The following is a 23,440-nucleotide window of genomic DNA, read 5'->3' as shown; positions in this document are numbered from 1 at the left end:
CCTCACACCCATGAAGCGCGCACGCCTGCCCATGCTCGCCGTGCTCCCCGTCACCGTCATCTCCCTCGTGGTCGCGGCACCCTTCGTGGTCGGCGACCACCCCCTGCAGTGGTCGTCCGGCTCCCTCACGCCCCACCTGGTGCTCGACGGCAGCGAGCCCACCCACCCGGGCGGCACCGGGTCCGGCACCGACGCCGGCACCGCGGCGGCTCCGGAGCACACCGAAACCGCGAAGGTCGACAAGGAGTGGAAGAAGGGCATGCCGCAGTGGGGCGTCCAGCTCTACTGGGAGGACAACCCCGAGCACTCCCTCGAATACGTGGAGAAGCAGGCCCGGCTCCACGCGAACTACCTGGTCGGCCTGCACGCCAACTCCATCAGCGTCTCCTTCCCCTTCTTCACCGGGACCAAGTCCTCGACGAAGATCACCGCCGGCACCAAGACCCCCACCCCCGAGCGGCTCGCCCGGGTACTGGCGATCTTCCACGAGGCCGGACTGCGCACGACCGTACGGCCGCTCATGGACGAGAGATCGCTCGACATCGCGGACGGCAACTGGCGCGGGAACATCGCCCCCTCCAGCCGTGACGCCTGGTTCGCCTCCTACGAGAAGTTCCTGACGCCCTACCTGGAGGCGGCCCAGGGCGAGAAGGCGGCGACCTTCGTCATCGGCACCGAGCTGAACTCCATGGAGGGCGACGACCGCTGGAGCGCGCTCGTGGACAGGGCCGAGAAGGAGTTCACCGGCGAGGTCGCGTACGACGCGAACTGGGACAACTACGTCAGCGGCCCGATCTCCATGCCCGTCAGCCACCTCGGCATCGACGCGTACTTCCCCGTCAAGGTCGACGACGACGCCTCGGTGGACACCCTCGTCAACGGCTGGGACGACTGGCTGGACAAGAAGGCCACCGGCACCCTGCCGAAGATCACCATCGCCGAGGCCGGCATCGGCGCCATGAACGGCGCGTACCACTCCCCCGGCAACTTTTACGCCAAGCGCGCCGTCAACCTCCGGGTGCAGGCCAACTGGTACACCGCCGTCTGCCGGGTGGTCCAGGAACGGAAGATGAGCGGCGTCTACTGGTGGTCGATCTACTTCGACGACAACCCCAACGACAAGCCCGACGACAAGGTTGCCTCCCGGCTCGACTTCGCCGGTCGCCCCCTCTCCGAGAAGGCGATCAAGTCCTGTTTCACCTCCGACTACGCGGGCCCCGGGACTGACACCGCTAGCTGACCGAGCGAGGCAATCATGCAAGAAGCCATCATTCTGGTGGGCGGCAAGGGAACCCGCCTGCGCCCACTGACCAACCACACCCCGAAGCCGCTTCTCGGCGTCGCGGGCTCCTCCTTCATCCGCCACCAGGTGGCCAAGCTGATGGAGGCCGGGGTCGAGCACCTGGTGTTCGCCACCTCGTATCTCGCCGACCTCTTCGAGGACGAGTTCCGGGGATTCTCCCGGGATCTGAAAATCTCCTACGCCGTCGAGGGGGTCCCGCTCGGCACCGGCGGCGCCATCCGCAACGCCGGCCGCCTGCTGCGCGGCCCGTCCGACGCCCCGGTCCTCGTCCTCAACGGCGACATCCTCTCCGGCGTCGACCTGCGCGCCGTCCTGGACCGGCACGAGGCCCGGGAAGCGGACGTCACCCTGCACCTCACCCGGGTCGCCGACCCGCGCGCCTTCGGCCTCGTCCCCACCGACCGGAACGGCCGGGTGCTCTCCTTCCTGGAGAAGCCGAAGACGGCCGAGGAGTGCGTCACCGACCAGATCAACGCCGGTTGCTACGTCTTCCGCCGATCGGTCCTCGACGCCATCCCCGCCGACCGCGAGGTCTCGGTCGAGCAGGAGACCTTCCCGGAGCTCGTCGCCCGGGGCGGCCGCGTCTTCGGCCACACCACCGCCGACTACTGGCGTGACCTCGGCACCCCGCTGGCCTTCGTGCACGGCTCCGCCGACCTGGTCACCGGCCGGGCGACCTCGCCGCTGGTGGGCCCGCCCGCCGAGGCCCTGATCCACCCCACGGCCACCGTCGACCCGACCGCCCGCGTCACCGGCGGCTCGACCGTCGGCCCGTACGCGGTCATCGGCCCGCGCGTGGTCGTCGACCGCTCCATCGTCGGCGAGCGCGTCACCGTGGCCGAGGGCGCCCGGATCCACGAGTCCGTGGTGGACCACGACGCCTCCATCGGCAGCGAATCGATTCTGCGCGAGGCCGTGGTGGGCTGCCACTCCCACGTCGGCGCCGAGAACGAACTGCCCGCCCAGTTGCGGCTGTCCTGCGGCATCCGCATTCCCGCCCAGGGGGTGCGCGTCAGCGGTACGGCTGCCGCCTGCCCGACGGCCCACTGAATTCACCGGCCCGACCGGACAGTTACTGGAGAGACGTGACCACCCATCGTTCAACGGCCGCGAGCGAAGAACGACTCCGCAAATACCGGCCGGACATCCAGGGCCTGCGCGCCGTCGCCATCATGATGGTCGTCGCGATGCACTGCGGCATAGTCGACATCCACGGCGGCGTGGACGTCAGCTTCGTCCTCAGCGGCTTCCTCATCGGCGGCCAGTTGCTCGCCGAGATCGACAAGTCGGGCAAGGTCTCCCTGACCAAGTTCTGGGCCCGCCGCTTCCGGCGCCTCGCCCCGGGCATGTCGGTCGTCATCCTCGCCACTGCAGCCCTGGCATGGCTTTACGCCAGCCCGCTCAGGTTCCGCCAGACCATGGAGGACGGCCTCGCCGCCTCGCTGAGCGTCATGAACTGGCGGCTGGTCGAGACGGGCACCGACTACTTCGCCAACGACGGGACCCAGTCCCCGTACCAGCACTTCTGGTCGCTGGGCATCGAGGAGCAGTTCTATCTGGCGGCCCCGGTCACCCTGTTCGTCACCGTCTGGCTCAGCCGGAAGGTGTTCCGCAACCGCGTCCTGGTGGGCGTGTTCCTCACGGCGGTGATGGCCGGGTCGCTCTACCTGTCCGTGACGCAGACCAAGTCGAACCAGCCGCTCGCCTACTTCGGCACCCAGACCCGCATCTGGGAACTCACCTCCGGCATCATGCTCGCCCTCGGCGCGCCGCTGCTCTCCCGGATGAATCGCGGGGTCGCCGCGGTGATCTCCTGGCTGGGACTCGCCACCGCGATCGGCACCGCGCTCCTCATCTCGGCGGAGACACCCCTGCCGGGGTACGCGGTGGCCGGCCCGGTACTGGGCGCCGCCATGATCATCGCCGGCGGGTGCGCGGCTCCCCGCTTCGGCGCGGAGTGGTTCCTGCACAACCCGGTGCTCAACTCCGTCGCGAACGTCAGCTACGGCTGGTACCTCTGGCACTGGCCGATCCTCATCCTCTGGCCGGACATCACCGGCCACGACCTCTCCTACTCGGACCGCTTCCGCGTCGCCTCGCTCTCGCTGATCCTGGCCTACGCCATGTACCACGTGATCGAGTTCCGATTCCGGAACAACGCCCAGCTGGTGGCTCGCCCCTGGAAGGGAATCTTCGCGGGCGGCACGGCGGTCGCGGGCACGGCAGGAGCCGCGGCCATCGCCATGACCGTCCTCCCGCTGAACATCTCGGGCTCGGCCGTGGCCGTCGACAGCAGCACCATCGGTTACAGCGGCGCGGCGTCGGTGAAGAGTTCCGTGCTCCAGAAGAAACTCACCGCGGCCGCCCAGGCAGCCCTGCCGAAGTCTCCCGACGACCGAACCCACTACGGCTGCATCGACAACACCGACATCGAGAAGTTCGTCATGCGTGACAACTGCGTCATCGGGGACCCGGCCGGGAAGAAGTCGATCGTCGTTCTCGGCGACTCCCATGCCTGGCAGTGGGGCGACGCGTTCAACGAGATCGGAAAGAAACTCGACGCCAAGGTCGTGACCATGGCGAAGGGCGGCTGCTCCCCCGAGGTCTATGCCATCAAGAACCCCGAGCTGAACCGTGAGTACTCCGAGTGCGACAGCTGGCGTGAATCGGTGTTCGAGCAGCTCAAGGCCCTCAAGCCGGATGTCATTGTCGTCACCAGCCGGGTCCGCCAGGAGGCCACCGAAGCCGGTGCCGAGAAGACCTTCCAGGCTCTGCAGAACTCCGGCGCCCACCTCATCTACATGACGGACACCCCCCAGCCAGGCAAGAACGTCCCGGACTGCCTCGCCACCCACACCGACGACATCTCCGCCTGCAATCCAGGCCAGGACGCGGCCATCGAGTTCCCCGACTTCCGGACCATGGAGGAGAAGGTGGCCACGCGCCACGGGGCGGTGATCATCGACACCCTGCCCGCGTTCTGCGCGGACAACCTCTGCCCGACGGTGATCTCCGGCCAGATCGTCTACTTCGACTCCAGCCACATCACGGCGGGTTACGCGAAGACACTGGTGCCCTTCATCCAGCCGACGGTGAAGCAGGTGCTGGCCGGCTGACCAAGTGCACCTCGCCGCGTACCCGGCGGGCCTCCCGCTGCCGCTCGGCAAGCCGGTCGTCCGCCGGGTACGCGACCTCCTCCAGCGTCAGCCCGTGCGGCCGCACGACATGCACGGCGCTGTCCCGCACGCCGGCGTCGAGAACGCGCCGCGGCCACTCCACGCCCCGGTGCCCGTCCCCCACGAACAGCAACGCCCCGACCATGGACCGCACCTGGTTGTGGCAGAAGGCATCGGCCCGCACCTCGATCTCGACGACGCCGTCCGCCCGTCGGCTCACCCCGAAGTCGAGGATCTCGCGAATGGTCGTCGCCCCCTCCCGCTTCTTCGCGTAGGCGGCGAAGTCATGCTCCCCCACAAGGGACTTGGCGGCGGCGTCCATCGCCTCGACGTCCAACTCCCAGTCGTGCCACAGGACGTGGTTGCGCAGCAGCGGGTCCACGCCCCCCGGCCGGTCCCCGACCCGGTACACATACCGTCGCCACAGCGCCGCGAACCGCGCGTTGAACCCTGTCGGCGCCTCACCCAGCGCCCACACCCGCACGTCCTTCGGCAGCCGCCCGGCGAGCCGCTTCAGCAGCTTCTCGCGCTGCTCCTCCCACACCCCGGCCGGCAGATCGACGTGCGCCACCTGTCCCCGCGCGTGCACTCCGGCATCCGTCCGTCCGGCCACGGTCAGGTCGTACGTCGTCTCCTGGGACCGGGTGACGACCCGCAGCGCCTCCTCGATCTCCCCCTGCACGGTCCGCTTCCCCCCGGCCTGCTTGGCCCACCCGTGAAACCCACTCCCGTCGTAGGACAGGTCGAGACGGACGCGGACATGGCCGGGCTGAACTTCGTCACTCACAGGAGAATCCTCTCAGGGCAAGAAAAGCGGGCCCGTCCCGGAAAGGAACGGACCCGCTCACGCGCCCCTTCAGGGGCGCGGGGAACTGCGCGACCAGCCACAACGGACCGGCAGCCAAAGGACGGCTTACGCCTCCTTCGACTCCTCGGCCTCGTCAGCCTTGGCGTCCTCGACGACCTCGGTCTCCTCGACCTTGGCCGTCTCGGCCTCCTTGACCGCACGCTTCGTGGCGGCCTCGGCCTCACCCGTCGCCTGCTGCGCGACCGTCAGCGCCTCGACCAGCTCGATGACAGCCATGGGCGCGTTGTCGCCACGACGGTTACCGATCTTGGTGATACGGGTGTAGCCACCCGGACGGTTCTCGTACCGCGGGCCGATCTCGGTGAAGAGCGTGTGCACGATGCTCTTGTCCGTGATGACCTGGAGCACCTGACGGCGGTTGTGAAGGTCGCCCTTCTTCGCCTTGGTGACCAGACGCTCGGCGTACGGCCGCAGACGGCGGGCCTTCGCCTCGGTGGTGGTGATACGGCCGTGCTCGAACAGCGCCTTCGCGAGGTTCGCGAGGAGCAGCTTCTCGTGCGCGGCGCTGCCGCCCAGACGGGCACCCTTGGTGGGCTTCGGCATGGTTCTTCTCCTGTGGGTCTGCCCCGGCCGTATCAGGTACCGGAGTCAGTATCCGAGCAGACGGTCGTCTGTCGGAGATCCGGGGCGTCCCCGAAGGGGCGTCCCGGAGGGGGCGCGGGGAACTGCGCGATCAAGCACAGCGCACCCGCACCCGAGTACGGACCGCGCGGCCCGAGCTCTTAGTACTGCTCGGTCTCCACGAAGCCCGCGTCCGCGTCGTCGTCGGCACCGAAGGCGTCGGCGGCGGCGGTCGGGTCGAATCCGGGCGGGCTGTCCTTGAGGGCCAGGCCCATGCCGGCCAGCTTCGCCTTGACCTCGTCGATGGACTTCGCACCGAAGTTGCGGATGTCCAGGAGGTCGGCCTCGGAGCGCGCCACGAGCTCACCCACGGAGTGGATGCCCTCACGCTTGAGGCAGTTGTAGGAGCGGACCGTGAGCTCCAGCTCCTCGATCGGCAGCGCCAGGTCGGCGGCCAGGGCGGCGTCCGTCGGGGACGGGCCCATGTCGATGCCCTCGGCGTCGATGTTCAGCTCGCGGGCGAGACCGAACAGCTCCACCAGGGTCTTGCCGGCCGACGCCATGGCGTCACGCGGCCGCATGGCCTGCTTCGTCTCGACGTCGACGATCAGCTTGTCGAAGTCGGTGCGCTGCTCGACACGGGTCGCCTCGACCTTGTACGTGACCTTGAGCACCGGCGAGTAGATGGAGTCGACCGGGATACGGCCGATCTCCTGGCCCACCTGCTTGTTCTGCACGGCGGAGACGTAACCGCGGCCGCGCTCGACCGTCAGCTCCATCTCCAGCTTGCCCTTGCCGTTGAGCGTGGCGAGGACCAGGTCGGGGTTGTGCACCTCGACACCGGCCGGGGGCGCGATGTCGGCGGCGGTGACCAGACCCGGGCCCTGCTTGCGCAGGTACATCACGACCGGCTCGTCGTGCTCCGAGGAGACGACCAGCTGCTTGATGTTGAGGATCAGGTCGGTGACGTCCTCCTTGACGCCCGGCACGGTGGTGAACTCGTGCAGGACACCGTCGATGCGGATGCTGGTGACAGCAGCGCCGGGGATCGACGACAGGAGGGTACGGCGCAGGGAGTTGCCGAGGGTGTAGCCGAAGCCCGGCTCCAGCGGCTCGATCACGAACCGGGAGCGGAACTCGTCGACGACCTCTTCGGTCAACGAGGGACGCTGAGCGATCAGCATGTTGTGGATCCTTCAGTTGCGGGCGCCCGCTATTTGACGCCCTACTGGTACTGCAAGGGTACGGGCGATACGGCCCTTTTACGGAGCCGTACCGCCCGGAAACCTCAGGCCCGAAGGCGTCGCGTCAGACGCGGCGGCGCTTCGGCGGACGGCAGCCGTTGTGCGGGGTCGGGGTGACGTCCTGGATGGAGCCGACCTCGAGGCCCGTGGCCTGCAGGGAACGGATCGCGGTCTCACGACCGGAACCCGGGCCCTTCACGAACACGTCGACCTTGCGCATGCCGTGCTCCTGGGCGCGGCGGGCAGCCGACTCGGCGGCCATCTGCGCGGCGAACGGCGTGGACTTCCGGGAGCCCTTGAAGCCGACGTGGCCGGCGGAGGCCCAGGAGATCACGTTGCCGGACGGGTCCGTGATGGAGACGATCGTGTTGTTGAACGTGCTCTTGATGTGCGCGTGGCCGTGAGCGACGTTCTTCTTTTCCTTGCGGCGCACCTTCTTGGCAGCGCCCTGACGACCCTTGGGGGGCATCTAGTAACTCCTACGGGGAGGTGGTCGGTCCTACAGCGAAGACCGCTGATGAAGCGTTGTCCGCTGAGGACTACTTCTTGCCCGGCTTCTTCTTGCCGGCGATGGCGCGACGCGGGCCCTTGCGGGTGCGGGCGTTGGTGCTGGTGCGCTGACCGCGGACGGGCAGACCGCGGCGGTGCCGCAGACCCTGGTAGCAGCCGATCTCGACCTTGCGGCGGATGTCGGCCTGGATCTCGCGACGGAGGTCACCCTCGGTCTTGATGTTGCTGTCGACGTACTCACGAATCGCGACCAGCTGCTCTTCAGTCAGGTCACGGACGCGGGTGTTCGGGTCGATGCCGGTCTCGGCCAGCGTCAGCTGGGAGAGCGTACGGCCGATGCCGAACACGTAGGTGAGGGCGACTTCCACACGCTTTTCGCGCGGGATGTCAACACCGGAAACGCGTGCCACTTCAATGGCTCCTGGTGATCTTCGGAGGTCTTCCGCAGGACCGGATCCCAGCCGCCGGCCTCTTCTGTTTCAAAGAGTTGGTACGACCTGGGTCCCCGGCCTCCGAACCGGGGGTGTCGAGCCGTGTTCGGCTCGGGCCCTGCGTATGAACAAATTCAGCTTGCGTCGCGCGAATCTCTGCGATGGATGCAGAGGGATCGGTCGTGCGTCAGCCCTGGCGCTGCTTGTGGCGCGGGTTCTCGCAAATGACCATGACCCGACCGTGACGGCGGATCACCCTGCACTTGTCGCAGATCTTCTTGACGCTCGGCTTGACCTTCATGGGATTGAGGTTCTCCGGGTCAGTTGCCGGCCGTCCCGCTCACACGGGACCTGGGCAAGATCTACTTGTATCGGTAGACGATCCGGCCACGCGTCAGGTCGTACGGAGACAGCTCCACCACGACCCGGTCGTCAGGGAGGATGCGGATGTAGTGCATACGCATCTTGCCGCTGATGTGTGCCAGCACCTGGTGGCCGTTCTGGAGCTCGACCTTGAACATCGCGTTCGGAAGAGACTCGACGACAGTGCCCTCGATCTCGATGGCACCTTGCTTCTTGGCCACGCTTCGCCCTTCGAATCGACTACCTTGATCGACTCTCGAGAGGCATGCGGACATGCGGGTGCACGAGAGCCGACGAGTCAGTCTACGTCAGCACGCAGAAAAACACGAACGAGCTCGCGCTCCACACCTGCCCATGACAATGCCCCGCCCGCCGGCATGTTATGCGCGACGAACGGGGCGAGCAGTCGACCTCTCGCTTACTGCTTACTTCTCGACGGTCTCGCAGGCGGTGCCGTCATCGTGCGTGCCGTCCAGGAGAGCCTGCACGCAGATGTCGGTGCCGTCCTTCCAGTTCGCGCCGATCTGGACCCGGTAGTAGGTGAAGTGGTCGCCGTTGTTGTAGTACGTCGTCAGCGGCGAGTACTTCACGTACCCTTCCTTCTCGGCGTAGATCTTGAACTTGCCGTGGAAGGTCTCATCGCCCGAGTAGGCCTGGATCCAGTTGACCTTGAGGCCGGAGCCGTCGACCCTGACACAGGCACCCCCGTGACACCCGGCCGCCGACGCAAACGCGGGCGCAGTACCGGTTGTGATGGCCAGAGCGGCCGCGCCGACAAGGACGCCAACCGTTCGCTTCAGAGTGGAGCTCATCGTTTCCCCTTTGTCATATGCATGACAGAGGGGCACCCGAAAATTTTGACCGCCCCCCTGCCGGTCAACGCCGAGCTTATCTTCAAAAGTCGAACAGAAGATCGATCTTCGGGGGGCTTGGTGATCTCTTTACGATCTTCAGCCCAGGGGGTCGGGCGCCGCCGTGACTCCGTGCTCCGCCAGCTTCGCCCTGCCCCCGTCGGGAGACGTCAGCACCAGGGGGCCCTCTTCGGTCAGCGCGACGCTGTGCTCCCAGTGCGAGGACCAGGTCCCGTCGGTCGTGATGACCGTCCAGTCGTCCTCCAGCACCTCGGTCCGCGGCGTCCCCAGCGACACCATCGGCTCGATGGCCAGGCAGAACCCGGGGACCAGCTTCGGTCCCTTCCCCCGCCGTCGGTCGACGTAGTTCAGCAGGTGCGGGTCCATGTGCATCTCGGTGCCGATGCCGTGGCCGCCGTAGTCCTCGATGATCCCGTACTTGCCGCCGCCCGGCTTCGGTTGCCGCCGGATGTACGTCTCGATGGCCTTGGAGACGTCCACCAGCCGGTTGCCCTGCTTCATCGCCGCGATGCCGGCCCACATCGACTCCTCGGTCACCCGGGAGAGCTCGATCAGCTCCGGTGCGTGACCGGAGCCCACGAAGGCCGTGTAGGCCGCGTCACCGTGCCAGCCGTCGACGATCGCACCGCAGTCGATGGAGATGATGTCGCCGTCCTTGAGGACGACGTCGTCCGCGGGGATGCCATGGACGACCACGTCGTTGACGGACGTGCAGATGGTGGCCGGGAAGCCGCCGTACCCGAGGAAGTTCGACTTGGCGCCGTGCTCGGCGAGGACCTTGCGGGCCACCTCGTCCAGGTCCTTGGTGCTGGCACCGGGGACCGCCGCCTCGCGGGTGGCCGCGTGGATGGCGGCTACGACCAGGCCCGCCGCCCGCATCCTGGCGATCTGCTCGGGGGTCTTGATCTGCACCATGGGGGGCCTGCGCTCTCCGTCACTCACGTCAACGTCAACCGGATACCTGTACAACACTACGGCCGCGGCACCCGAGGGGGCACCGCGGCCGGAACCGCCGTGGACCTACTTCTTGTCGCCCTCGTCCCACCCCAGCGCGTCCAGCGCCCGCCGGGTGATCTCGTCCACCGGGCCCAGCGAGGAGATCGTACGGACCAGGCCCTGCGACTTGTAGTAGTCGATGATGGGCTCGGTCTGCGTGTGGTAGACCTCCAGCCGCGTACGGACGGTGTCCTCGGAGTCGTCGTCGCGCTGGTAGAGCTCGCCGCCGCAGATGTCGCAGACACCCTCGACCTTCGGCGGGCTGTACGTCACGTGGAAGACGTGGCCGTTGTCCTTGCGGCAGATGCGGCGGCCCGCGATCCGCTTGACGACCTCGTCCTCCGGGACCTCGAGGTCGAGCACGGCGTCGAGCTTGATGCCCTCGCTCTTCAGCAGCTCGTCGAGCGCCTCGGCCTGCGAGACGTTGCGCGGGAACCCGTCCAGCAGGAAACCGCCGGTCGCGTCCGGCTGCTCCATGCGGTCCTTGGCCATGGCGATGGTGACCTCGTCCGGGACGAGGTTGCCGGCGTCCATGTAGGACTTCGCGAGCTTCCCGAGATCCGTCTGCTGGCTGATGTTGGCCCGGAACAGGTCGCCCGTGGAGATGTGCGGGATCTTCAGCTTCTCGGCGAGGCGAACGGCTTGCGTTCCCTTACCGGCACCCGGCGGCCCGACGAGGACGATTCGCATCAGCGGAGGAACCCTTCGTAATTGCGCTGCTGAAGCTGGCTCTCGATCTGCTTCACCGTCTCGAGACCGACACCCACGATGATCAGGATGCTGGTGCCACCGAACGGGAAGTTCTGGCTTGCCCCAAAGCCAACCAACGCCATCGTCGGTACGAGGGCGATCAGCCCCAGATACAGCGAACCCGGCCAGGTGATCCGGTTGAGCACGTACGACAGGTACTCAGCGGTCGGTCGGCCAGCCCGGATGCCCGGGATGAAGCCACCATACTTCTTCATGTTGTCGGCGACTTCCTCGGGGTTGAAGGAGATCGCCACGTAGAAGAACGCGAAGAAAACAATGAGCAGGAAGTACATGGTGATGTAGACCGGGCTGTCACCCTGCTTGGTCAGGTTCTGCTCGATCCAAGTCTTCCAGCCCGAGTTGCCTCCCGCGAACTGCGCCACGAGGGCCGGGATGTAGAGCAACGACGAGGCGAAGATGACGGGAATCACACCCGCCTGATTGACCTTGAGCGGGATGTACGTCGACGTGCCACCATACGAACGTCGGCCGATCATGCGCTTCGCGTACTGCACCGGGACGCGACGCTGGGCCTGCTCGACGAAGACGACGAGCCCGACCATGACCAGACCGACCGCGATGACCGAGCCAAACTCGATCCAGCCGCCGGCCAGGTTGCCCTGCTTCTTGATGGCCCACAGCGCGGACGGGAAGGTCGCGGCGATGGAGATGAACATCAGGATCGACATGCCGTTGCCGATGCCGCGGTCGGTGATCAGCTCACCGAGCCACATGACGACGGCCGTACCGGCGGTCATGCAGATCACCATCGTGATGGTGGTGAAGATCGCCTGGTCCGGCACGATGCTGGAGGCGACCGTGCAGCCGTTGAAGAGGGCGCCGCTGCGAGCGGTGGCGACCAGGCCGGTGCCCTGCAGGATGGCCAGCGCCACCGTCAGGTACCGGGTGTACTGCGTGATCTTCGTCGTGCCCGCCTGGCCCTCCTTCTTCAGGGCCTCCAGACGCGGGATCACCACGGTCAGCAGCTGAAGAATGATGCTGGCGGTGATGTACGGCATGATGCCGAGTGCGAAGATCGTGATCTGCAGCAGCGCCCCACCGCTGAACATGTTGATCATGCCGAAGAGCCCCTGGTTACCAGAGGCTTCTTTGACGCACTGCTGGACGGCCTGGTAGTTGACGCCGGGGATCGGAATGTGGGTACCGACCCGGTACACCACGATGATGCCGAGCGTGAAGAGCAGCTTCTTGCGCAGGTCGGGCGTCCTGAACGCCCGGGCGAACGCGGTGAGCACGGTGCCTCCTGCGACCCCCGCGCAACAGCGTCAAGGGTGACGGTCTTGAGGTTCGACGAATGGGAAAAAGAACAGTGCTGGCCACCTTACCGGCCGCACTGCCCCCCTAGGAACGACCAACCGGGGATACCCCATTGTGAGGTATCCCCGGTCGGGAATCGCTTACGTCATCGAGACGTCCGAAATACTCAGACGAGCTCGGTGACGGTGCCGCCGGCGGCGGTGATCTTCTCCTTGGCGGAGCCGGAGACGGCGTCGACCGTCACCTGGAGCGCCACGGAGACCTCACCCTGGCCGAGCACCTTGACGAGGCTGTTCTTGCGAACGGCACCCTTGGCGACGAGCCCCTCGACGGTGACCTCGCCACCCTCCGGGTACAGCGCGGCCAGCTTGTCGAGGTTCACGACCTGGAACTCGGTCTTGAACGGGTTCTTGAAGCCCTTCAGCTTCGGAAGACGCATGTGGAGGGGCATCTGGCCACCCTCGAAGCGCTCCGGAACCTGGTAACGGGCCTTCGTGCCCTTGGTACCACGACCGGCCGTCTTACCCTTCGACGCCTCACCACGACCCACACGGGTCTTGGCGGTCTTGGCGCCCGGGGCGGGACGGAGGTTGTGGATCTTGAGCGGGTTGTTCTCCGCCATGATCAGTCGACCTCCTCGACCGTCACGAGGTGGCGGACGGTGTGCACCATTCCGCGGAACTCGGGGCGGTCCTCCTTGACGACCACGGTGTTGATCCCCTTGAGACCAAGAGACCGCAGGGTGTCACGGTGGTTCTGCTTGCTGCCGATGTACGACTTCGTCTGCGTGACCTTGAGGCGAGCCATTACGCACCCGCCCCGGCACGTGCACGAAGGAGAGCCGCGGGGGCGACGTCCTCGAGGGGCAGACCGCGGCGGGCCGCGATCTCCTCGGGACGCTGCAGGCCCTTGAGGGCCGCCACGGTCGCGTGCACGATGTTGATCGCGTTGTCGGAGCCCAGGGACTTCGACAGGATGTCGTGAACGCCGGCGCACTCGAGCACGGCACGCACCGGGCCACCGGCGATAACGCCGGTACCGGGGGAAGCCGGCTTGAGCAGGACGACGCCCGCGGCCTTCTCACCCTGGATCGGGTGCGGGATGGTGCCCTGGATACGGGGGACCTTGAAGAAGTGCTTCTTGGCCTCCTCAACACCCTTGGCGATGGCGGCCGGCACCTCCTTGGCCTTGCCGTAACCGACACCCACGGTGCCGTCACCGTCGCCCACCACGACCAGCGCGGTGAAGCTGAAGCGACGACCACCCTTCACAACCTTGGCGACGCGGTTGATCGCGACAACGCGCTCAACGTACGCGGTCTTCTCGGCGGCAGCAGCGCCGCCGTCACGGCCCTTCCGGTCCCGCCGCTCGCCGCCACCGGCACCGCCACCGCGGCGCTGGGGTCCAGCCATTGGATTACCTCTCTCTTTCCGCTAGCTACAAGCGGCTCAGAACTTGAGCCCGGCTTCGCGGGCGGCGTCCGCCAGGGCGGCGATGCGCCCGGCGTACTGGTTGCCACCACGGTCGAACACCACGGCCTCGACACCGGCGGCCTTCGCACGCTCGGCGACCAGAGCGCCGACCTGCTTGGCCTGCGCGGACTTGTCACCCTCGCCACCGCGGACCGAGGTGTCCAGCGTGGACGCCGACGCCAGGGTGTGACCCTTGATGTCGTCGATCACCTGGGCCACGATGTGGCGGTTCGAGCGGGTAACTACCAGACGGGGACGCTCCGCCGTACCGGAAATGTTCTTACGGATCCGGATGTGGCGGCGCTTGATCGCGGCGCGCTTGTAGGCGTCGCCCTTGAGGATCTTCTGTCCGTATGCCATGGCTTACTTACCCGCCTTTCCGACCTTGCGGCGGATGACTTCGCCCTCGTACTTGACACCCTTGGCCTTGTACGGGTCGGGCTTGCGCAGCTTGCGGATGTTGGCCGCAACCTCGCCGACCTTCTGCTTGTCGATGCCCTCGACCTGGAAGCGGGTCGGGTTCTCCACCTTGAAGGAGATGCCCTCGGGGGCCTCGACCAGGATCGGGTGGCTGTAACCGAGCGCGAACTCGAGGTTCGCACCCTTGGCGGTCACGCGGTAACCGACACCACTGATTTCGAGCTTCTTCACGTAACCCTGGGTCACGCCGGTGATCATGTTCGCCACCAGCGTGCGGGACAGGCCGTGCAAGGCCTTGCTCTGACGCTCGTCGTTGGGGCGGGTCACCGCGAGAGTGCCGTCCTCGCCCTTGGCGATGTCGATCGGAGCCACGATGGTGTGGGTCAGCTCGCCCTTGGGGCCCTTGACCTTCACCGTGCGACCGTCGATGGTGACGTCCACGCCGGCGGGAACCGCGATGGGGAGCTTGCCGATACGCGACATAGCTGTTTCCTCCGTTCCCTTCTGCTACCAGACGTAGGCGAGGACTTCCCCGCCTACGCCCTTCTTGCCGGCCTGCTTGTCGGTGAGGAGCCCGTGGGACGTGGAGATGATCGCCACGCCGAGGCCACCCAGCACCTTGGGCAGGGAGGTGGACTTCGCGTACACCCGGAGACCGGGCTTGGAGATCCGCTTGATGCCCGCGATGGAGCGCTCACGGTTGGGACCGAACTTCAGGTCCAGGACGAGGTTCTTGCCGACCTCGGCGTCCTCGACCTTCCAGCCCGTGATGAAGCCCTCCTGCTGGAGGATCTCCGCGATGTGAGACTTGATCTTGGACGCCGGCATCGTCACGGAGTCGTGGTACGCCGAGTTCGCGTTCCGCAGACGCGTCAGCATGTCTGCGATCGGATCAGTCATGGTCATGAATTGGCCTGTGGCCTCTCTCGCCGGGGTTTCCTGGTGCGCCATCCCTCTCCCCGATCCGAGACGGGGCGGGTGCGGCGCGGTGGACCTACGGCGTAGTAAGTCGTACGGGCGACCGTCAGGCGCCCAACCCTCCAAGCCTAAGCCATGAAGGGGTGGGCACCTGACACGCCCATTGCTTACCGAGAGCCTCCGGAATCCCTAAAAGGGGGATTACCAGGAGCTCTTGGTCACGCCCGGCAGCTCGCCACGGTGAGCCATCTCACGAAGGCACACGCGGCACAGGCCGAACTTGCGGTACACGGAGTGCGGGCGGCCACAGCGCTGGCAGCGGGTGTAGCCACGCACACCGAACTTCGGCTTGCGAGCAGCCTTGGCAATCAGAGCCTTCTTCGCCATCTCGCTCACGCCTCCTTGAAGGGGAAGCCGAGGTGACGAAGGAGCGCGCGGCCCTCAGCGTCGTTGGTCGCCGTGGTCACCACGGTGATGTCCATACCCCGGGTGCGGTCGATCTTGTCCTGGTCGATCTCGTGGAACATGACCTGCTCCGTGAGACCGAAGGTGTAGTTGCCACGGCCGTCGAACTGCTTGGGGGACAGACCACGGAAGTCGCGGATGCGCGGCAGCGCGAGCGACAGGGTGCGGTCCAGGAACTCCCACATGCGGTCGCCACGGAGCGTGACGTGGGCACCGATCGGCTGACCCTCACGCAGCTTGAACTGCGCGATGGACTTGCGGGCCTTGGTGACGGCCGGCTTCTGACCGGTGATGGTGGTCAGGTCGCGGATCGCGCCCTCGATCAGCTTCGAGTCACGGGCGGCGTCGCCGACACCCATGTTGACCACGATCTTGACGAGGCCGGGGATCTGCATGACGTTCTCGTACTTGAACTCGTCACGCAGCTTGCCCGCGATCTCCTCGCGGTACTTCAGCTTCAGACGCGGAGCAGTGGTGGTAGCCATCAGATGTCCTCACCCGTCCGCTTGGCAACGCGGATCTTGTTGCCTTCGTCGTCGAAGCGGTAACCGACACGCGTGACGACCTTGTTGCCATCCTTCTCAACGACCAGCTGGACGTTGGAGACGTGGACGGGCGCCTCGGTCGTGACGATGCCGCCGGCCTGCGAACCGCGAGCGGTCGGACCGGCCTTGGTGTGCTTCTTGACCCGGTTGACACCCTCGACCAGGACGCGGTCCTCGCGGGGGTAGGCCGCGATGACCTTGCCCTGCTTGCCCTTGTCCTTACCGGTGATGACCTGGACCAGGTCGCCCTTCTTGATCTTCATGCTTACAGCACCTCCGGAGCCAGCGAGATGATCTTCATGAACTTCTTCTCGCGCAGCTCACGGCCGACCGGGCCGAAGATACGGGTACCACGAGGGTCGCCGTCGTTCTTCAGAATGACGGCGGCGTTCTCGTCGAACCGGATGTACGAGCCGTCCGGACGGCGACGCTCCTTGACCGTGCGAACGATGACCGCCTTGATGACGTCACCCTTCTTCACGTTGCCGCCGGGGATCGCGTCCTTGACGGTGGCGACGATGACGTCACCGATGCCCGCGTAGCGGCGACCGGAGCCACCGAGCACACGGATGCAAAGGATTTCCTTCGCCCCCGTGTTGTCGGCGACGCGCAGTCGCGACTCCTGCTGGATCACGTCTATCTCCTGTGTGTCTGCCGGTTCCCCGGGGGCCGTTCAGAGGAACGGCCCCCGGAGCCTGGCGGAACTGTCCTGCGAGGGGTGCCCCGCAGGAGACTTACTTGGCCTTCTCGAGGATCTCGACGACGCGCCAGCGCTTCGTCGCGGACAGCGGCCGGGTCTCCATGAGGAGGACACGGTCGCCGACGCCCGCGGCGTTCTGCTCGTCGTGCGCCTTGAGCTTGTTCGTACGGCGGATGACCTTGCCGTACAGCGCGTGCTTGACGCGGTCCTCGACGGCGACGACGACGGTCTTGTCCATCTTGTCGCTGACGACGAGACCCTCACGGGTCTTGCGGAAGCTACCGCGCGCCTCAGTGTTCTCAGTCACGTTGCTCTCGCTCATCAGGCGCTCTCCACCGTCTCGATGCCCAGCTCGCGCTCACGCATCAGGGTGTAGATCCGCGCGATGTCCTTACGGACGGCCTTGAGCCGACCGTGGTTCTCGAGCTGACCCGTCGCCGCCTGGAAGCGGAGGTTGAACAGCTCTTCCTTGGCCTCGCGGAGCTTGTTCAGAAGCTCCTCGTTGCCCAGCTCGCGCAGCTCGGACGCCTTGGTACCGGCCGACATCACGCTTCACCTGCCTCGCGCTTGACGATCCGGCACTTCATCGGCAGCTTGTGGGCTGCGCGAGTCAGGGCCTCACGGGCGATCTTCTCGTTGGGGTAGGACAGCTCGAACATGACCCGGCCCGGGTGCACGTTCGCGATCCACCACTCCGGAGAACCCTTACCGGAACCCATGCGGGTCTCGGCAGGCTTCTTCGTCAGCGGGCGGTCCGGGTAGATGTTGATCCAGACCTTGCCGCCACGCTTGATGTGGCGGGTCATCGCGATACGGGCCGCCTCGATCTGGCGGTTGGTCACGTACGCCGGCGTGAGGGCCTGAATGCCGTACTCGCCGAACGCGACCGTGGTACCGCCCTTGGCCTCACCACGACGCTTCGGGTGGTGCTGCTTGCGGTGCTTGACCCTACGGGGGATCAGCATGTCGGTCAGGCCTCCGTTCCGGTGCTCTCAGCAGCCGGAGCGGCAGCGGCCTCGGCCTGGGGGGCCTCGGCAGCGGGAGCCTGCTGCGGCTTGCGACCGCGCCGCTCGCCACCACGGCCACCACGGGCCGGGCGGTCACCAGCGCCACCGCCACGGGCCGGGCGGTTGCCGGCGCGGGCAGCGGCGTTCTCGGCGCGGACCTCGGCGATGTTCTTGACGTCGCCCTTGTAGATCCAGACCTTCACACCGATGCGGCCGAAGGTCGTCTTGGCCTCGAAGAAGCCGTAGTCCACGTTCGCGCGGAGCGTGTGCAGGGGCACACGGCCCTCGCGGTAGAACTCCGAGCGGGACATCTCGGCGCCGCCGAGGCGGCCACCGCACTGGATCTTGATGCCCTTGGCGCCGGCCTTCATGGCGGACTGCATGCTCTTGCGCATGGCCCGACGGAAGGAGACGCGGGAGGACAGCTGCTCGGCGACGGCCTGGGCCACCAGCTGAGCGTCCGTCTCCGGGTTCTTGACCTCGAGGATGTTCAGCTGGACCTGCTTGCCGGTCAGCTTCTCCAGGTCACCGCGGATGCGGTCGGCCTCGGCGCCGCGGCGGCCGATGACGATGCCCGGACGCGCGGTGTGGATGTCCACGCGGACACGGTCACGGGTGCGCTCGATCTCAACCTTCGAGATACCGGCGCGCTCCATGCCGGACGTCATCATCCGACGGATGGCGACGTCTTCCTTGACGTAGTCCTTGTACAGCTTGTCGGCGTACCACCGGGACTTGAAGTCCGTGGTGATGCCGAGCCGGAACCCATGCGGGTTAACCTTCTGGCCCATTACCGGGTTCCTTCCTTGCTGCTGACGACCACGGTGATGTGGCTGGTCCGCTTGCGGATCCGGTAGGCACGGCCCTGAGCACGCGGACGGAACCGCTTCAGGGTCGGACCCTCGTCGACGTACGCCTCGGAGATGAAGAGGCTGTCGGCGTCGGTGTGGTCGTAGTTGTGCGCGGCGTTGGCGATGGCGCTGTCGAGCACCTTGCCGACCGGCACGGAGGCTGCCTGCGGAGCGAATCGCAGAACAGCCTGAGCCTCCGTGGCATCCATGCCACGGATAAGGTCCACCACGCGGCGGGCCTTCATGGGCGTAACGCGGATGTACCGCGCCTGGGCCCTGGCTTCCATGGTTGTCCCTCTCAGTTACTTACGTGTCTGAATGCGATCCGCTACTAGCGGCGCTTCGACTTCCGGTCGTCCTTGACGTGGCCCCGGAAGGTGCGGGTCGGCGAGAACTCGCCGAGCTTGTGGCCGACCATCGACTCGGTGACGAACACCGGGATGTGGATCTTGCCGTTGTGCACCGCGAGGGTGTGACCCAGCATGGCCGGGACGATCATCGAGCGGCGGGACCAGGTCTTGATGACGTTCTTGGTGCCGGCTTCGTTCTGGGCGTCCACCTTCTTGCTCAGGTGGTCGTCGACGAAGGGCCCCTTCTTCAAGCTACGAGGCATCTCAACCAGTCCTTAACGCTTCTTGTTCGTCTTGCGGCGGCGGACGATGTACTTGTTCGACGCCTTCTTGGGCGAACGAGTACGACCTTCCTTCTTGCCCCACGGGGACACGGGGTGGCGACCACCGGACGTCCGGCCCTCACCACCACCGTGCGGGTGGTCGACCGGGTTCATGACGACACCACGGACGGTCGGGCGGACGCCCAGCCACCGCTTGCGGCCGGCCTTGCCCCAGTTGATGTTCGACTGCTCGGCGTTGCCGACCTCACCGACGGTGGCGCGGCAGCGCGCGTCCACCATGCGGATCTCGCCGGACGGCATACGGAGGGTCGCCATGGCGCCCTCACGGGCGAGCAGCTGCACCGAGGCACCCGCGGAGCGGGCGAACTTGGCGCCACCACCGGGACGGAGCTCGATCGCGTGGATCGTGGTACCGACCGGGATGTTGCGGAGGGCCAGGTTGTTGCCCGGCTTGATGTCGGCCCCGGGACCGTTCTCCACGGTGTCGCCCTGCTGCAGGTTGCGCGGGGCGAGGATGTAGCGCTTCTCGCCGTCCGCGTAGTGCAGCAGCGCGATGCGCGCGGTGCGGTTGGGGTCGTACTCGATGTGCGCGACCTTCGCCGGCACGCCGTCCTTGTCGTGACGACGGAAGTCGATCACTCGGAAGGCGCGCTTGTGTCCGCCACCCTGGTGGCGAACGGTCACACGACCGGCGTTGTTACGGCCGCCCTTGCTGTGCAGCGGGCGGACCAGCGACTTCTCCGGCGTGGACCGCGTGACCTCGACGAAGTCGGCGACGCTGGCGCCACGACGGCCCGGCGTAGTCGGCTTGTACTTGCGGATTCCCATTTCTCAGTCCTCGTCCGATATCGGACGATCCGACCCGCTTACGCGGTCGGACCGCCGAAGATGTCGATACGGTCGCCCTCGGCGAGGGTCACGATCGCGCGCTTGGAGCCCGCGCGCTGACCGAAACCGGTCTTGGTGCGCTTGCGCTTGCCCTGGCGGTTGAGGGTGTTGACCCCGGTGACCTTGACCGAGAAGACCGCCTGGACGGCCTGCTTGATCTGGGTCTTGTTGGCGCCCGGGGCGACGACGAACGTGTACTTGTTCTCGTCCAGGAGCGCGTAGCTCTTCTCCGAGACGACCGGCTTCAGCAGCACGTCACGGTGGTCCGTGAACGACTTGCTGAGCGGCGTCTCGACGGTGTTCTTGCCCTCGGCCTCGTGGCGGCGCGCCTTGGCGACGCGCGCGGCCTTGGCGGCCTTGGCGGCCTTCGAGGCGATGCTCGGGTGACGGGTAGCCATCAGACCTCGGTCCCTTCGGTGTCGTTGGCCTTCGGGCCGGCGACGAAGGACTCGAGAGCGGCCTGGGTGAAGACCACGTCGTCCGAGACGATCACGTCGTACGTGTTCAGCTGGCCCGGCTCCAGGATGTGGACCTGGGGCAGGTTGCGGGCGGACAGCCACGCGGCCTCGTCGGCGCGGTCGACGACCAGGAGCAGGTTCTTGCGCTCCGAGATCTTGCCGAACAGCGTGCGAGCGGCCTTGGTGCTGGGGTTCTCGCCCTCGACCACGCCGGAGACGACGTGGATGCGGTTGTGGCGCGCCCGGTCGGTGAGGGCGTGACGCAGAGCGGCAGCCTTCATCTTCTTCGGGGTGCGCTGCGAGTAGTCACGCGGCTGCGGGCCGTGGACGACGCCACCGCCGGCGAACTGCGGGGCGCGGGTCGAGCCCTGACGGGCGCGGCCGGTGCCCTTCTGGCGGTACGGCTTCTTGCCGCCACCACGGACCTCGCCACGGGTCTTCGTCTTGTGCGTGCCCTGGCGGGCGGCCGCGTTCTGCGCGACGACGACCTGGTGGATCAGCGGGATGCTGACCTTCTCCACGCCGAAGATCTCCGCGGGGAGCTCGACGCTACCGGTCTTCTCGCCGGCAGGCGAAAGGATGTCAACAGTGCTCATCGGTTACCTCAGGCCCCCTTGGCCGCGGTGCGGACCAGGACGAGGCCGCCGTTCGGACCGGGAACCGCGCCCTTGATGAGCAGCAGACCCTTCTCCGCGTCAACGGCGTGGACGGTCAGGTTCTGGGTGGTGACACGCTCGTTGCCCATGCGACCCGCCATGCGGAGGCCCTTGAACACGCGGCCCGGGGTGGCGCAGCCACCGATGGAACCGGGAGAGCGGTGCTTGCGCTGGGTGCCGTGACCGGCGCCGAGGCCCTTGAAGTTGTGACGCTTCATGACACCGGCGAAGCCCTTGCCCTTGCTCTTGCCGGTGACGTCGACCTTCACGCCGGCCTCGAAGACCTCGGCGGTGACTTCCTGACCGAGGGTGTACTCGGTGGCGTCGGCCGTCCGGATCTCGACGAGGTGACGACGGGGGGTGACGTCGGCCTTCGCGAAGTGGCCCTTGAGGGGCTTGTTCACCTTGCGCGGGTCGATCTCGCCGAAGGCGATCTGGACCGACTCGTAGCCGTCGACGTCGTTGGTACGGACCTGGGTGACGACGTTGGGGCCGGCCTTGACGACGGTGACCGGAACAACACGGTTGTTCTCGTCCCACACCTGCGTCATGCCGAGCTTCTCGCCCAGGATGCCCTTGATCTGCTTAGCCATTCTCAGATCACCGGCCCTCAGAGCTTGATCTCGATGTCGACACCGGCCGGGAGGTCGAGTCGCATCAGAGAGTCAACGGTCTTGGGGGTCGGGTCGAGGATGTCGATCAGGCGCTTGTGCGTGCGCATCTCGAAGTGCTCGCGCGAGTCCTTGTACTTGTGCGGCGACTTGATGACGCAGTACACGTTCTTCTCAGTGGGCAGCGGCACCGGGCCCGCGACCGACGCACCAGTGCGGGTCACCGTCTCGACGATCTTCTTCGCCGAAGAGTCGATGACCTCGTGGTCGTAGGCCTTGAGCCGGATGCGGATCTTCTGTCCCGCCATGGCTACTCAGTAGTCCTGTCTCTTCTTACGCTCCGGAACCCGGCGGATTCCCTCTGCTGCCTTCGTTCTCTCCGACCCACGCGGTCGGGCGTGTCGCGCTCCCGCTGACACAGATGCCCCTTGTTCGAACATCCCTGCGGGGAATGCACACGGCCCTTCCGGAACCGCAAGCCGGGGGCGGAAGGCCCACCGGGCGCCTGATCGGTGCCGCACTCCACTTCCCGAAAGATTCCCGTACGTCCGCCCCAGTGCTGCCGTAGTGGCAGTTAGGACGACGAGTACTGTGGGACTCGCTTCCGGTCCTCCCGGCGGGAGGCGCGCAGCATCAACACTCGACCGAGCAACTCCGACAGTCTGCCATACGGGACACGGGGCTGGCCAATCGAGCGGGAGAGAATACCCCCAGGGTGACGTAGGTCAAACACGAGGTCGATCCGGGCACCCGCCGACTCCCGTCACGACCGGCCCTCTTCCTCGACGGCCTGCCCGGTGAGCCCGTCAAGATCAGCCGGCTGACTCGATTCGGCGCCCACGTCGACCATGGTCTCGAAGCTCGCTCAGAAGCCCCAGGGATCAGGGTGCGGTACCGACCCGGGGTCCTCCGACCACACCAGCCGGCACTCCAGCTGGTCCCCGAGCAGCCCGCTCAGCAGGCGCGCGGCCCAGCCGTTCCAGCAGACGGCCGTGGGAAAGGCGGTGGCGCGGAAGGCGGGGACGTCGGTGGGGATGTCGTCCGCCCGGAAGACCGACTCCCTGATCCGGCCGATCACGTCGGGAGGCGAGGACCTCTCGCTGTCCAGGCAGTCGGCCACCCGCTCGACGAGGTACAGCAGGTAGTCGTCGTCCGCGTCCTTGATCGGTACCGGCAGCAGCTTTCCGGCCCCCTCCAGGTCGCTCCACAGCAGATCGGCGATACGGCGGCTCAGGACCGGCAGGCTGGGGCCTCCGTTGGGGAACTCGTTCTTCGGCCACCCCGGATCACCCACCCACTCCGCCGTGAACTGCACGGGGTGCGGTCCTTCGGAGCCGCCGCGCTGCCAGCGCAGGAGGTCCACGACCTCTTCTCCGAAGTGCAGGAGCTGGAAATCGGCCATGCTCGGCAGGAGGCGGTACACGGAGCGGTGCTCTTCGATGCCTTCGGTAGTCATGCCGCCT

The 23,440-nt window shown here is 66.7% G+C and carries 36 protein-coding genes; 3 read left to right on the top strand and 33 right to left on the bottom strand.

The window, feature by feature from the left end:
• Positions 1 to 10 precede the first annotated feature (10 nt).
• Genes ABZ642_RS23775 through ABZ642_RS23765 form a run of 3 tightly spaced genes read left to right on the top strand, consistent with a single transcriptional unit; the run spans position 11 to position 4,419 of the window.
• Entirely contained in the window at positions 11 to 1,240 is a 1,230-nt protein-coding gene (locus ABZ642_RS23775) for a hypothetical protein (RefSeq protein WP_360487448.1), read from the top strand.
• 15 nt (positions 1,241 to 1,255) lie between these two features.
• On the top strand, positions 1,256 to 2,353 hold the full coding sequence (locus ABZ642_RS23770) for an NDP-sugar synthase (protein WP_360487445.1): 1,098 nt from the start codon (positions 1,256 to 1,258) through the stop codon (positions 2,351 to 2,353).
• A gap of 35 nt (positions 2,354 to 2,388) precedes the next feature.
• A complete protein-coding gene (locus ABZ642_RS23765) occupies positions 2,389 to 4,419 on the top strand; it encodes an acyltransferase family protein (protein ID WP_360487442.1) in 2,031 nt (676 codons plus the stop codon).
• Here ABZ642_RS23765 and truA read toward each other — a convergent pair.
• From truA to ABZ642_RS23600, 33 genes are all read right to left on the bottom strand, one after another.
• Positions 4,382 to 5,266 carry a tRNA pseudouridine(38-40) synthase TruA gene (gene truA / locus ABZ642_RS23760; protein WP_360487439.1) on the bottom strand — a complete coding sequence of 295 codons (885 nt, stop codon included), beginning with the start codon at positions 5,264 to 5,266 and terminating at the stop codon, positions 4,382 to 4,384. The two genes, ABZ642_RS23765 and truA, sit on opposite strands and share 38 nt — an antisense overlap.
• A 126-nt stretch (positions 5,267 to 5,392) precedes the next feature.
• Positions 5,393 to 5,890 (bottom strand): 50S ribosomal protein L17, encoded by a 498-nt coding sequence (gene rplQ / locus ABZ642_RS23755; protein ID WP_360487436.1) that lies wholly within the window; start codon positions 5,888 to 5,890, stop codon positions 5,393 to 5,395.
• A gap of 179 nt (positions 5,891 to 6,069) precedes the next feature.
• The gene (locus tag ABZ642_RS23750) at positions 6,070 to 7,092 is read right to left on the bottom strand and encodes a DNA-directed RNA polymerase subunit alpha (protein WP_003966937.1); all 1,023 of its coding nucleotides are present in this window, start codon (positions 7,090 to 7,092) and stop codon (positions 6,070 to 6,072) included.
• A gap of 124 nt (positions 7,093 to 7,216) precedes the next feature.
• On the bottom strand, positions 7,217 to 7,621 hold the full coding sequence (rpsK, locus tag ABZ642_RS23745; protein ID WP_003956432.1) for a 30S ribosomal protein S11: 405 nt from the start codon (positions 7,619 to 7,621) through the stop codon (positions 7,217 to 7,219).
• 70 nt (positions 7,622 to 7,691) lie between these two features.
• Positions 7,692 to 8,072 carry a 30S ribosomal protein S13 gene (rpsM, locus tag ABZ642_RS23740; protein WP_360487433.1) on the bottom strand — a complete coding sequence of 127 codons (381 nt, stop codon included), beginning with the start codon at positions 8,070 to 8,072 and terminating at the stop codon, positions 7,692 to 7,694.
• Between the two features lie 208 nt (positions 8,073 to 8,280).
• Complete coding sequence (gene rpmJ, locus ABZ642_RS23735; protein ID WP_003998809.1) at positions 8,281 to 8,394, bottom strand: 50S ribosomal protein L36; 114 nt, start codon at positions 8,392 to 8,394, stop codon at positions 8,281 to 8,283.
• Positions 8,395 to 8,455: 61 nt separating this feature from the next.
• On the bottom strand, positions 8,456 to 8,677 hold the full coding sequence (gene infA, locus ABZ642_RS23730; RefSeq protein ID WP_003948620.1) for a translation initiation factor IF-1: 222 nt from the start codon (positions 8,675 to 8,677) through the stop codon (positions 8,456 to 8,458).
• Positions 8,678 to 8,881: 204 nt separating this feature from the next.
• Complete coding sequence (locus tag ABZ642_RS23725) at positions 8,882 to 9,268, bottom strand: hypothetical protein (RefSeq protein WP_360487430.1); 387 nt, start codon at positions 9,266 to 9,268, stop codon at positions 8,882 to 8,884.
• A 138-nt stretch (positions 9,269 to 9,406) separates the two neighbouring features.
• The gene (map, locus tag ABZ642_RS23720) at positions 9,407 to 10,243 is read right to left on the bottom strand and encodes a type I methionyl aminopeptidase (RefSeq protein WP_360487427.1); all 837 of its coding nucleotides are present in this window, start codon (positions 10,241 to 10,243) and stop codon (positions 9,407 to 9,409) included.
• 105 nt (positions 10,244 to 10,348) lie between these two features.
• Positions 10,349 to 11,014, bottom strand: coding sequence for an adenylate kinase (locus ABZ642_RS23715; RefSeq protein WP_360487424.1), 666 nt, complete (start codon positions 11,012 to 11,014; stop codon positions 10,349 to 10,351).
• Positions 11,014 to 12,330: a preprotein translocase subunit SecY gene (gene secY / locus ABZ642_RS23710; protein ID WP_360487421.1), complete on the bottom strand. Its 1,317-nt coding sequence runs from the start codon at positions 12,328 to 12,330 to the stop codon at positions 11,014 to 11,016. The genes ABZ642_RS23715 and secY overlap by 1 nt, the downstream gene beginning before the upstream one ends.
• A gap of 188 nt (positions 12,331 to 12,518) precedes the next feature.
• The gene (gene rplO / locus ABZ642_RS23705) at positions 12,519 to 12,974 is read right to left on the bottom strand and encodes a 50S ribosomal protein L15 (protein WP_007443991.1); all 456 of its coding nucleotides are present in this window, start codon (positions 12,972 to 12,974) and stop codon (positions 12,519 to 12,521) included.
• 2 nt (positions 12,975 to 12,976) lie between these two features.
• The gene (rpmD, locus tag ABZ642_RS23700; RefSeq protein ID WP_006376032.1) at positions 12,977 to 13,159 is read right to left on the bottom strand and encodes a 50S ribosomal protein L30; all 183 of its coding nucleotides are present in this window, start codon (positions 13,157 to 13,159) and stop codon (positions 12,977 to 12,979) included.
• A complete protein-coding gene (gene rpsE, locus ABZ642_RS23695; protein ID WP_016645168.1) occupies positions 13,159 to 13,764 on the bottom strand; it encodes a 30S ribosomal protein S5 in 606 nt (201 codons plus the stop codon). Before rpsE ends, rpmD begins: the two co-directional genes overlap by 1 nt.
• A 36-nt stretch (positions 13,765 to 13,800) precedes the next feature.
• Positions 13,801 to 14,184, bottom strand: a complete 384-nt coding sequence (rplR, locus tag ABZ642_RS23690) for a 50S ribosomal protein L18 (protein ID WP_089099426.1) — start codon at positions 14,182 to 14,184, stop codon at positions 13,801 to 13,803.
• A gap of 3 nt (positions 14,185 to 14,187) precedes the next feature.
• Complete coding sequence (gene rplF / locus ABZ642_RS23685) at positions 14,188 to 14,727, bottom strand: 50S ribosomal protein L6 (protein ID WP_360487416.1); 540 nt, start codon at positions 14,725 to 14,727, stop codon at positions 14,188 to 14,190.
• 24 nt (positions 14,728 to 14,751) lie between these two features.
• Complete coding sequence (rpsH, locus tag ABZ642_RS23680; RefSeq protein ID WP_089099428.1) at positions 14,752 to 15,150, bottom strand: 30S ribosomal protein S8; 399 nt, start codon at positions 15,148 to 15,150, stop codon at positions 14,752 to 14,754.
• Between the two features lie 213 nt (positions 15,151 to 15,363).
• On the bottom strand, positions 15,364 to 15,549 hold the full coding sequence (locus ABZ642_RS23675; protein WP_003948630.1) for a type Z 30S ribosomal protein S14: 186 nt from the start codon (positions 15,547 to 15,549) through the stop codon (positions 15,364 to 15,366).
• A gap of 5 nt (positions 15,550 to 15,554) precedes the next feature.
• Positions 15,555 to 16,112, bottom strand: a complete 558-nt coding sequence (gene rplE, locus ABZ642_RS23670) for a 50S ribosomal protein L5 (RefSeq protein ID WP_093499638.1) — start codon at positions 16,110 to 16,112, stop codon at positions 15,555 to 15,557.
• Positions 16,112 to 16,435: a 50S ribosomal protein L24 gene (gene rplX / locus ABZ642_RS23665; RefSeq protein ID WP_030967306.1), complete on the bottom strand. Its 324-nt coding sequence runs from the start codon at positions 16,433 to 16,435 to the stop codon at positions 16,112 to 16,114. Before rplX ends, rplE begins: the two co-directional genes overlap by 1 nt.
• 2 nt (positions 16,436 to 16,437) lie before the next feature.
• Positions 16,438 to 16,806 carry a 50S ribosomal protein L14 gene (rplN, locus tag ABZ642_RS23660; protein ID WP_003992364.1) on the bottom strand — a complete coding sequence of 123 codons (369 nt, stop codon included), beginning with the start codon at positions 16,804 to 16,806 and terminating at the stop codon, positions 16,438 to 16,440.
• Positions 16,807 to 16,906: 100 nt separating this feature from the next.
• Positions 16,907 to 17,194 (bottom strand): 30S ribosomal protein S17, encoded by a 288-nt coding sequence (gene rpsQ, locus ABZ642_RS23655; RefSeq protein WP_189268843.1) that lies wholly within the window; start codon positions 17,192 to 17,194, stop codon positions 16,907 to 16,909.
• Entirely contained in the window at positions 17,194 to 17,418 is a 225-nt protein-coding gene (gene rpmC / locus ABZ642_RS23650; protein ID WP_010036720.1) for a 50S ribosomal protein L29, read from the bottom strand. Before rpmC ends, rpsQ begins: the two co-directional genes overlap by 1 nt.
• Positions 17,418 to 17,837 carry a 50S ribosomal protein L16 gene (rplP, locus tag ABZ642_RS23645; protein WP_030788270.1) on the bottom strand — a complete coding sequence of 140 codons (420 nt, stop codon included), beginning with the start codon at positions 17,835 to 17,837 and terminating at the stop codon, positions 17,418 to 17,420. The genes rpmC and rplP overlap by 1 nt, the downstream gene beginning before the upstream one ends.
• A gap of 5 nt (positions 17,838 to 17,842) precedes the next feature.
• Entirely contained in the window at positions 17,843 to 18,670 is an 828-nt protein-coding gene (gene rpsC / locus ABZ642_RS23640) for a 30S ribosomal protein S3 (protein WP_217549193.1), read from the bottom strand.
• The gene (gene rplV, locus ABZ642_RS23635) at positions 18,670 to 19,017 is read right to left on the bottom strand and encodes a 50S ribosomal protein L22 (protein WP_003974262.1); all 348 of its coding nucleotides are present in this window, start codon (positions 19,015 to 19,017) and stop codon (positions 18,670 to 18,672) included. The genes rpsC and rplV overlap by 1 nt, the downstream gene beginning before the upstream one ends.
• Before the next feature lie 44 nt (positions 19,018 to 19,061).
• Positions 19,062 to 19,343, bottom strand: a complete 282-nt coding sequence (gene rpsS, locus ABZ642_RS23630) for a 30S ribosomal protein S19 (protein WP_360487409.1) — start codon at positions 19,341 to 19,343, stop codon at positions 19,062 to 19,064.
• A 12-nt stretch (positions 19,344 to 19,355) separates the two neighbouring features.
• The gene (rplB, locus tag ABZ642_RS23625; RefSeq protein ID WP_189268841.1) at positions 19,356 to 20,192 is read right to left on the bottom strand and encodes a 50S ribosomal protein L2; all 837 of its coding nucleotides are present in this window, start codon (positions 20,190 to 20,192) and stop codon (positions 19,356 to 19,358) included.
• Positions 20,193 to 20,230: 38 nt separating this feature from the next.
• The gene (gene rplW / locus ABZ642_RS23620; protein WP_360487405.1) at positions 20,231 to 20,650 is read right to left on the bottom strand and encodes a 50S ribosomal protein L23; all 420 of its coding nucleotides are present in this window, start codon (positions 20,648 to 20,650) and stop codon (positions 20,231 to 20,233) included.
• Positions 20,650 to 21,306, bottom strand: a complete 657-nt coding sequence (gene rplD, locus ABZ642_RS23615; RefSeq protein ID WP_351693717.1) for a 50S ribosomal protein L4 — start codon at positions 21,304 to 21,306, stop codon at positions 20,650 to 20,652. Before rplD ends, rplW begins: the two co-directional genes overlap by 1 nt.
• Positions 21,307 to 21,314: 8 nt before the next feature.
• Positions 21,315 to 21,959 (bottom strand): 50S ribosomal protein L3, encoded by a 645-nt coding sequence (gene rplC, locus ABZ642_RS23610; protein ID WP_352223084.1) that lies wholly within the window; start codon positions 21,957 to 21,959, stop codon positions 21,315 to 21,317.
• 17 nt (positions 21,960 to 21,976) lie between these two features.
• Entirely contained in the window at positions 21,977 to 22,285 is a 309-nt protein-coding gene (gene rpsJ / locus ABZ642_RS23605) for a 30S ribosomal protein S10 (protein ID WP_003948644.1), read from the bottom strand.
• Between the two features lie 557 nt (positions 22,286 to 22,842).
• Positions 22,843 to 23,433, bottom strand: a complete 591-nt coding sequence (locus tag ABZ642_RS23600) for a hypothetical protein (protein WP_360487401.1) — start codon at positions 23,431 to 23,433, stop codon at positions 22,843 to 22,845.
• Positions 23,434 to 23,440: the final 7 nt, after the last annotated feature.

This window comes from Streptomyces sp. NPDC007157 (genome assembly GCF_040634235.1).
Lineage (GTDB): Bacteria > Actinomycetota > Actinomycetes > Streptomycetales > Streptomycetaceae > Streptomyces.
The sequence above is the reverse complement of the archived record's forward strand: the minus strand, read 5'-3'. Positions and strand labels throughout refer to the sequence as shown.

What these genes read in the sequence shown, in the direction of transcription:
- rplR (WP_089099426.1), bottom strand. Translation starts at nt 14,184, where the DNA reads ATGGCATACGGACAGAAGATCCTCAAGGGCGACGCCTACAAGCGCGCC.
- rplW (WP_360487405.1), bottom strand. Translation starts at nt 20,650, where the DNA reads ATGGCTACCCGTCACCCGAGCATCGCCTCGAAGGCCGCCAAGGCCGCC.
- rpsQ (WP_189268843.1), bottom strand. Translation starts at nt 17,194, where the DNA reads ATGAGCGAGAGCAACGTGACTGAGAACACTGAGGCGCGCGGTAGCTTC.
- ABZ642_RS23675 (WP_003948630.1), bottom strand. Translation starts at nt 15,549, where the DNA reads ATGGCGAAGAAGGCTCTGATTGCCAAGGCTGCTCGCAAGCCGAAGTTC.
- rpmD (WP_006376032.1), bottom strand. Translation starts at nt 13,159, where the DNA reads ATGGCTCGCCTCAAGGTCACGCAGACGAAGTCGTACATCGGCAGCAAG.
- rpsJ (WP_003948644.1), bottom strand. Translation starts at nt 22,285, where the DNA reads ATGGCGGGACAGAAGATCCGCATCCGGCTCAAGGCCTACGACCACGAG.
- rpmC (WP_010036720.1), bottom strand. Translation starts at nt 17,418, where the DNA reads ATGTCGGCCGGTACCAAGGCGTCCGAGCTGCGCGAGCTGGGCAACGAG.
- rplP (WP_030788270.1), bottom strand. Translation starts at nt 17,837, where the DNA reads ATGCTGATCCCCCGTAGGGTCAAGCACCGCAAGCAGCACCACCCGAAG.
- rpmJ (WP_003998809.1), bottom strand. Translation starts at nt 8,394, where the DNA reads ATGAAGGTCAAGCCGAGCGTCAAGAAGATCTGCGACAAGTGCAGGGTG.
- rpsE (WP_016645168.1), bottom strand. Translation starts at nt 13,764, where the DNA reads ATGGCTGGACCCCAGCGCCGCGGTGGCGGTGCCGGTGGCGGCGAGCGG.
- rplC (WP_352223084.1), bottom strand. Translation starts at nt 21,959, where the DNA reads ATGGCTAAGCAGATCAAGGGCATCCTGGGCGAGAAGCTCGGCATGACG.
- rplO (WP_007443991.1), bottom strand. Translation starts at nt 12,974, where the DNA reads ATGGCGGAGAACAACCCGCTCAAGATCCACAACCTCCGTCCCGCCCCG.
- rplV (WP_003974262.1), bottom strand. Translation starts at nt 19,017, where the DNA reads ATGGAAGCCAGGGCCCAGGCGCGGTACATCCGCGTTACGCCCATGAAG.
- map (WP_360487427.1), bottom strand. Translation starts at nt 10,243, where the DNA reads ATGGTGCAGATCAAGACCCCCGAGCAGATCGCCAGGATGCGGGCGGCG.
- rpsH (WP_089099428.1), bottom strand. Translation starts at nt 15,150, where the DNA reads ATGACCATGACTGATCCGATCGCAGACATGCTGACGCGTCTGCGGAAC.
- ABZ642_RS23725 (WP_360487430.1), bottom strand. Translation starts at nt 9,268, where the DNA reads ATGAGCTCCACTCTGAAGCGAACGGTTGGCGTCCTTGTCGGCGCGGCC.
- ABZ642_RS23775 (WP_360487448.1), top strand. Translation starts at nt 11, where the DNA reads ATGAAGCGCGCACGCCTGCCCATGCTCGCCGTGCTCCCCGTCACCGTC.
- rpsS (WP_360487409.1), bottom strand. Translation starts at nt 19,343, where the DNA reads ATGCCTCGTAGCTTGAAGAAGGGGCCCTTCGTCGACGACCACCTGAGC.
- rplQ (WP_360487436.1), bottom strand. Translation starts at nt 5,890, where the DNA reads ATGCCGAAGCCCACCAAGGGTGCCCGTCTGGGCGGCAGCGCCGCGCAC.
- rplE (WP_093499638.1), bottom strand. Translation starts at nt 16,112, where the DNA reads ATGGCTACCACCACTGCTCCGCGTCTGAAGCTGAAGTACCGCGAGGAG.
- ABZ642_RS23750 (WP_003966937.1), bottom strand. Translation starts at nt 7,092, where the DNA reads ATGCTGATCGCTCAGCGTCCCTCGTTGACCGAAGAGGTCGTCGACGAG.
- rpsK (WP_003956432.1), bottom strand. Translation starts at nt 7,621, where the DNA reads ATGCCCCCCAAGGGTCGTCAGGGCGCTGCCAAGAAGGTGCGCCGCAAG.
- ABZ642_RS23600 (WP_360487401.1), bottom strand. Translation starts at nt 23,433, where the DNA reads ATGACTACCGAAGGCATCGAAGAGCACCGCTCCGTGTACCGCCTCCTG.
- rpsC (WP_217549193.1), bottom strand. Translation starts at nt 18,670, where the DNA reads ATGGGCCAGAAGGTTAACCCGCATGGGTTCCGGCTCGGCATCACCACG.
- ABZ642_RS23715 (WP_360487424.1), bottom strand. Translation starts at nt 11,014, where the DNA reads ATGCGAATCGTCCTCGTCGGGCCGCCGGGTGCCGGTAAGGGAACGCAA.
- rplB (WP_189268841.1), bottom strand. Translation starts at nt 20,192, where the DNA reads ATGGGAATCCGCAAGTACAAGCCGACTACGCCGGGCCGTCGTGGCGCC.
- rplD (WP_351693717.1), bottom strand. Translation starts at nt 21,306, where the DNA reads ATGAGCACTGTTGACATCCTTTCGCCTGCCGGCGAGAAGACCGGTAGC.
- rplF (WP_360487416.1), bottom strand. Translation starts at nt 14,727, where the DNA reads ATGTCGCGTATCGGCAAGCTCCCCATCGCGGTTCCCGCCGGCGTGGAC.
- ABZ642_RS23770 (WP_360487445.1), top strand. Translation starts at nt 1,256, where the DNA reads ATGCAAGAAGCCATCATTCTGGTGGGCGGCAAGGGAACCCGCCTGCGC.
- rplX (WP_030967306.1), bottom strand. Translation starts at nt 16,435, where the DNA reads ATGAAGATCAAGAAGGGCGACCTGGTCCAGGTCATCACCGGTAAGGAC.